Origin of the sequence: Micromonospora sp. NPDC047548, assembly GCF_040642975.1 — a bacterium.
Lineage (GTDB): Bacteria > Actinomycetota > Actinomycetes > Mycobacteriales > Micromonosporaceae > Micromonospora.
Genome location: NZ_JBEYTI010000097.1, coordinates 1 through 5,993 on the forward strand (window position 1 = coordinate 1; position 5,993 = coordinate 5,993).

The following is a 5,993-nucleotide window of genomic DNA, read 5'->3' on the forward strand; positions in this document are numbered from 1 at the left end:
CGCGACCTACACGACCGCAGCGACGTCTTCGCCGTCTACGGCATCTAACAAACCATGATCAAACCGGACACTCCCGAACAACGCCGGGGCCGTGCCGGTGTCCCCACGTACCTTCAGGTCCTGCGGGATCGTGACCGGGACCTTCGTCTCGGCATGGCGTATCTGCTCGCCCACTTCCCGCAGGATTGGGCGACCGTGTCACCGGTCCTGGCCGAGCAGCTCGCAGCCGAAACGGACCCGGCTGTAGCCGCGGAGATCTGCATCGCAGTCGGAGTCGCCGGCCTGCCCTCCGACGGCGTCATTGTGGACGCGGTAAGCCAGTGGCGTGGCAACCCCGAGCGGTTTCTTCACCGAGCGGCGCTGATCGGACTGGCGCGGCTCCTCCCCGCACCCGACACGGCGCTTCTGGCCGAACTCAGCGACTGCCTGATCGAGCCGTCGTTTCAGGACTGGGAGTCACACGCCGGCGCAATGGCCAACGCGACCGCCTCGGCCCTCGGCGGTGTCACTGGGAAGTCGGTGCCGCAGCTCGCCGGTCTGCTGCTGGAGCGGATGCGGATTCCAGGCCCGGATCGGTGTGACTTCCTCGCGCTGCGGCTCCTGCTCGGCCTGACCTTTCCCGACGGGCCACTCCCAGACGGCACCGCGTTCACCGATCTCTCAGATTCGCAGCAGATTCGCAGCAGGAGGTCGTTCGCGTCGTCCTTCATGCCGGCCTGCTCAAGCAGGGCCCGATGATGCCGCGAGCGATCGGAGAGTGCAACCTCCCTTATACGGAGGAAGCTCTCGCGGCCTGGTGTGCCGGAGCGCCCCGTAGTGCCGATTATGTGAGCACCGGGGTTTACCTGCTCGATCTCTCGCCGGCCAACTCGGTCGCCGCTTCGAACGCCGTCGTCCAGGGGAAGGCATTCTGGCGACTGTTGCCGCTGCCGGGTGGGTGTGGCTCCCATCCGTCGTCGGCCCCGAGAAGAATCCGGACGTGCTCATCGCGAAGATTCGCCACGGCACGTTGGAAGGGTGTGCGGGTGGCCAGGGCGGCGTTGACGAACGGGACGACCACGGTGGGCACCCGCCGGCCGATTAGCTCGGCGACTGCGGTCATCGCATAGTTGTCGGCGATGCCAAGGGCGATCTTGTTGACGGAGTTGTAGGTGGCGGGGGCGATGATGAGCGCGTCCGCGGCGGGGAGAGATCGGCGGGTGCCGGGGGAGGACCGGTAGGTGGACCGGACTGGGTGCCCGGTCAGCCGTTCTATCGTTTCTGGGTCGACGAAGTCGAGGGCGCTGGGGGTGGCGGTGACCGCCGTTGTCCACGACTGGCGTGTCGCGGTGGTGACCAGTTGTGTCACGTCTGCGGCGGGGCCGGCAGCGCAGACGACGATTTGCAGGTGTCCGCTGGTCATACGCGGATCCCGGCGTGCTGGGCGAAGTCGAGGGCAGCACTGCGAACGCGCCCCCGGGTGAGGACTGCCAGGTCGCTGGCGATGCGCTGCACCGCTGGTCGGCACCGGATCTCCTCTGGTGCCACCTCGTACGCGTTGCGTAGCGCGTTCAGGCCGTGCTCGTAGCGTCCCCACTGCGTGTAGGCGCGGGCCACGTCGACGAACAGGGAGGCTCTGCGTTCGGCGAGGTTGATCTTGTCCAGCGGCACCTGGCGGGCGAGGGTGATGGCGGTGCCGGCATCGCCCAGGGTCAGCGCGATGTTGACGCGGTGCAGCAGGACGTTGGTGGCACCGAAGCCGGTCCACCGGTCGTTGCCGTCGTAGCCGAGTCGATCGGCGGCACGAGAAGCCTCATCGAGCATGGCCTGCGCGTTGTCTCTGTTGTCGTCGCGGGCGGCGGCGATAGCACCGCGAAGCAGCAGTGCGCCGTACACGGCGACCGCGTCGGTCGACGCGAGTCCGCTGCCGCGTCGGAGGTGCTCGGCCGCGTCTTCGGCAAGCTGTCGCCCCTGGGTACCGTGGCCGTTGCTCATGAGGGCGTGGGTCATGATCCGGGCACTTGCAGCCATCGCCACCGGGTCCTGACTGCTCTCAGCGGCACGGGCGCTGCGTTCGGCGGCGACCAAGGCCATGCCTTTGTCGCCGACCTTGAGCAGCACGCTGCCGACGACGTGGTAGAGGTCGCTGGCCAGGGCGTCGACCTGCGTCCGCTTCTCACCCTCGGCCTCCGCACGAGTGGGTTCCACGGCGGGTAGCAGGGCCACAAGCCTGGCGAGAACCTGCTCGTAACGGCACGCCTGATAGTCGGTTTTTGCGGCGGCTACCTCCCGACTTTACTGCCGGATCGGTAAGGCAATTGGCTCGGGGTTGCAAGGTCGTGGTGCGACCAGTGAGTCGAGCAGAGCCGCGACGTTCGGCAGGGCGATGCCGCTGATCGTTACGCCGGTCAGGAGATCTCTGCGCCGCACGTCGCCATCCGAGTCGAAGTCGTGAATGCCGCCTTCGCCAGTATGGGTCTGCGTGTCCCTGACGGGCAGCGTCGCGGGACCCGCAAGTGCACCACTGGTACCTCCCCTCACCAGTGCCTCGAAGCGCTCGCGGACGTCCGAGGTGGCCCGCGCCAGGACCGTGTCGAGAGCGGCCTGCATGTCGGCCCTCAGATGGACCTTGTTGCCTTGGCTGCTCCACTTGGCCACCGTTCGCCGTGCCGCGCCCAGGTGCTCGGCGAAGCCGGTAACGCTCATCCGCAACGCCTGACGCAGCGCGTTTGCCTCCCGGCCGGTCCAGGTCGTCACCGCGGCCATCGCACGTCCTCTCGATGCGGACAGTCGTCCGGACGATCGTATCGGCACTTGGCGTGCTGGCAGGTGCACCGTGAGTGCACCGCCAGGACATCCCCAACGCTGCACTCACCGAGCGAACCTGACTGGGCTGGTGCGCCACTCTCGGCGAGTACGCGGCCGGCGCGCAATCGCAGCCTCACGCCCAGGGAGCTCGGGATGAATAACGGAAGCGCCGGGAGTCAAGAGCTGGCCTTGGCGCTTCGCCCGGTGCCGTCCCAGCCCGCTCCCTTACGCGTGCGAATGACGCCCCGCCTGCGTACCGCCAGGAGGGCTGCGTGGGTGGGTGATTGGCGGTCTGCTCCCGGCCGCTGTGGTGCGGCGGTGGGCTCGCCCTTCCCCCGGCGAGCCCGCCGCTCACCGTCTCTGATGGAGGTGCCGGCATGACGGTGTATGTCTCGCGTAGCGCGATGGCCGAGCGATCCCGGCTCCCTGAGCCTGCCTCAGGGTTCTTGCCAAAGCAGGTGGGGCCATTGGTGGAGCCGACCCACTTCTTGTCAAGCCCCGGGTTTGATGGAGAGTTGGTTAGCTGGTTTTCAGGGGTGCGGTGACCGGCTGGGTCATCGCGTGTAGTGCCTCGTGTTCGGCGGGTGGGACGTGCCCGAGTTCGCCGTGCAGTCGACGGTTGTTGTACCAGTCGATGTACTCGACGGTGGCCATCTCCAGGTCGTCGAGTCCGCGCCAGGGGCCCTTGTTACGCACGAGTTCGGCCTTGTACAGGGAGTTGAACGCTTCGGCCATCGCGTTGTCGTACGAGTCGCCCTTGGACCCGACCGACGCGACCGCGCCGGCCTCAGCGAGCCGTTGGGTGTAGCGGATTGCTCGATACTGGACTCCCCTGTCCGAGTGATGGACAAGTTTGCGCAGGTCAGCGCCCTGGTTCTCTCGGCGCCAGATCGCCATCTTCAGCGCGTCGAGCGCCAGATCCGTGTAGAGCGACGTAGACACCTGCCAGCCGACGATCATGCGGGAGTACACGTCGAGGACGAACGCGGCGTACACCCAGCCCACGGCGGTGCGTACGTAGGTCAGGTCCTATGCCGACCTCCGGACTATGCCGATAGTTTTCGTGATGCGCAGGTCATCGGTACTGGTGATGCCTAGAAGGTCGGCATAGTCACGTGACGAGGTCACGCTTCAGGCACGAAGTGTCTGGAGGTGAGGCTCGTGACGAAGAGATCGCCGACGGCCCGGCCGCACGCGGACCGGATTCCGCGGGTACCGGTGGGCCCTTTGGCGCCAAGGGTGCTGGCGGAGTGCCGGGGATGGCTGGCTGCGCAGGGGTATTCGCCGGGGTCAGCGGCCGGGATCGTGAACCTGCTGGGGCGCCTGAGCTTGTGGATGCAGGAGGTGGGCGCCGGGGTCGGTGACATCAGCGAGGAGCTGCTGGACCGGTTCGTCGTCGCGGAGCGTTCACGCGACTTCGTGTGCGTCACGGTGAAGAACTCGATGGGCACGATGCGCAGGTTCTTGACCGATGCCGGCTATCTGGGCGTGAGCGATGCCGGCGCTGGTCCGGTCACGCCAGCCGTCGCAGAGTGGTGTTCGTGGATGCGTGGCCAGCGTGGTTTGACGGAGAAGACGATTGCTGCCCGCTGCCATTACGCTGCCGGGCTTCTGGATGTGGTCACGGCGACAGACGGGAGGGTGCAGTGGCACCTGCTGGATGCGTCGCTCGTCAACGCCTACGTCGCTGAGCGTGGTCGTCCTTACGGCGTGGTTTCGCGTGCTCATATCGTCGATGCGGTCCGCTGCCTGCTGCGGTGGGCGCTCAGTACCGGCCACCTCGACCGGGACCTGAGTGCTGGGGTCCTCAAGCCTCCCGGGACCCGGCGTGGGTTGCCGCGTGGAGTGGCCGTCGAGCAGGTCGCAGCCTTGCTGGCCGTGTGTGATCCGGCCACCGCGATCGGGGCGCGGGACCGGGCGGTCGTCCTGGTCCTGGTGCGGCTGGGCCTGCGTGCTGGCGAGGTCGCCCGCTTGAGCCTCGACGACATCGACTGGGCGAACGGACGTCTCAACGTCACCGGCAAGGGCCGTGAGCACACGCTGCCGATCCCCGTCGACGTGGGCCAGGCGCTGACGGCCTGGCTGAGGCTTCGACCGGCCGCTTTGGACCGGGCGGTATTCGTGCGGATGAGGGCGCCACGCCAGATGATGGCGACCTCGGCGATCTCCGGGATCGTCGCCCGGCTCTCGGGCGTGGCGGGGGTCGATCCGATCTACGCGCACCGGCTGCGGCACACCGCCGCGATGGGCGTGCTGGCCGCGGGCGGCTCCTTGGCCGAAGCCAAAGAGCTCCTGGGTCACGTCTACACCGCCACCACGATGGCCTACGCGAAGGTCGACCTCGCCGGGTTGCGTGAGTTGGTCGTCCCGTTCGGGCAGGTGCCGCGATGACGACACTGCGCCAACGCCTGGAGCAGTACTTGGCGATGCGCCGGTCCCTCGGGTTCCAGCTCAACGAGATCGAGCGGCAGGTCGGCCTGTTCTGCACCTGGCTCGAAACTCGTGGACAGACGCAGACCTTCAGCATCGACGACGCGGTGACGTGGGCCCGTCTCAACCCCGACGCCCACCCCTCATGGTGGGCGACCCGGCTGTCCCTGGTGCGCCGCTTCGCCGCCTACCTCAACGCCAACGGTGTCGACGTCCCGCTCATCCCGAGCGGCCTGTTGCCGGCCAAGAAACCCCGGGCGGTGCCGTTCATCTACAGCCAGGACGACGTCGATGCGCTGCTGACCGCTTGCGACACCGAGTTCGCCGACGAGCGGGTCGCCGTGACGGTACGCACCGTCATCGGACTGCTCGCGGCTACCGGCCTGCGGATCAGCGAGGCGCTGAACCTGCGCGTCGATGACATCGACTTCGACAACGACGTGCTGGTGATCAAAGCCGCGAAGTCAGCTGAGCGGCTCGTGCCTGTCCACCCCTCCACCACGGCCGCCCTCACCAACTACATCGCCCTACCCGCGAGGACAGCCACGCACCCGGACCCCCACGGCCCGGTCTTCGTGACCGCCAAGGGCACCGGGTACGTCTACGTCTCCTTCTTCGCCCTGTTCAAACGAGCCCGGCAGGCCGCCGGGCTCACCCCACGCGGCAGGGCACACCCTCGGCTAGAGAGTCGGCCCGGGGCGCGGTTCCGGTGTTGCCACCGGCCCGTTTCCCCGGACCGCTCACCGAACCCGCCGTGCCGATCTCTCGGCAACGGG

General features: G+C 67.7%; 5 protein-coding genes and 1 pseudogene. 3 read left to right on the forward strand and 3 right to left on the reverse strand.

The annotated features are described in order from the left end of the window. Window positions 1-54 precede the first annotated feature (54 nt). Entirely contained in the window at window positions 55-738 is a 684-nt protein-coding gene (locus ABZ807_RS32875; RefSeq protein ID WP_357166932.1) for a hypothetical protein, read from the forward strand. Window positions 739-841: 103 nt separating this feature from the next. Here the strand turns inward: ABZ807_RS32875 and ABZ807_RS32880 are convergent, their stop codons facing one another. The 3 genes and pseudogenes from ABZ807_RS32880 to ABZ807_RS32890 all read right to left on the reverse strand — a co-directional run bounded on the left by ABZ807_RS32880 (window position 842) and on the right by ABZ807_RS32890 (window position 3,813). Continuing rightward, on the reverse strand, window positions 842-1,402 hold the full coding sequence (locus tag ABZ807_RS32880) for a flavoprotein (protein ID WP_357166935.1): 561 nt from the start codon (window positions 1,400-1,402) through the stop codon (window positions 842-844). Beyond that, window positions 1,399-2,745 (reverse strand): annotated as a pseudogene (locus ABZ807_RS32885) (hypothetical protein). Before ABZ807_RS32885 ends, ABZ807_RS32880 begins: the two are co-directional and overlap by 4 nt. Before the next feature lie 561 nt (window positions 2,746-3,306). Beyond that, a complete protein-coding gene (locus ABZ807_RS32890; protein WP_357166943.1) occupies window positions 3,307-3,813 on the reverse strand; it encodes an IS3 family transposase in 507 nt (168 codons plus the stop codon). A gap of 279 nt (window positions 3,814-4,092) precedes the next feature. Here ABZ807_RS32890 and ABZ807_RS32895 point away from each other — a divergent pair, with 279 nt between their 5' ends. Continuing rightward, the gene (locus tag ABZ807_RS32895; RefSeq protein WP_357166938.1) at window positions 4,093-5,178 is read left to right on the forward strand and encodes a tyrosine-type recombinase/integrase; all 1,086 of its coding nucleotides are present in this window, start codon (window positions 4,093-4,095) and stop codon (window positions 5,176-5,178) included. Further along, window positions 5,175-5,993: tyrosine-type recombinase/integrase (locus ABZ807_RS32900; RefSeq protein WP_357166940.1), on the forward strand; the 819-nt coding region annotated here is incomplete at its 3' end. The genes ABZ807_RS32895 and ABZ807_RS32900, both read left to right, overlap by 4 nt.

Bases quoted from the DNA above. Each gene is read 5' to 3' on its own strand.
- ABZ807_RS32875 (WP_357166932.1), top strand. From the start codon at position 55: ATGATCAAACCGGACACTCCCGAACAACGCCGGGGCCGTGCCGGTGTC.
- ABZ807_RS32880 (WP_357166935.1), bottom strand. From the start codon at position 1,402: ATGACCAGCGGACACCTGCAAATCGTCGTCTGCGCTGCCGGCCCCGCC.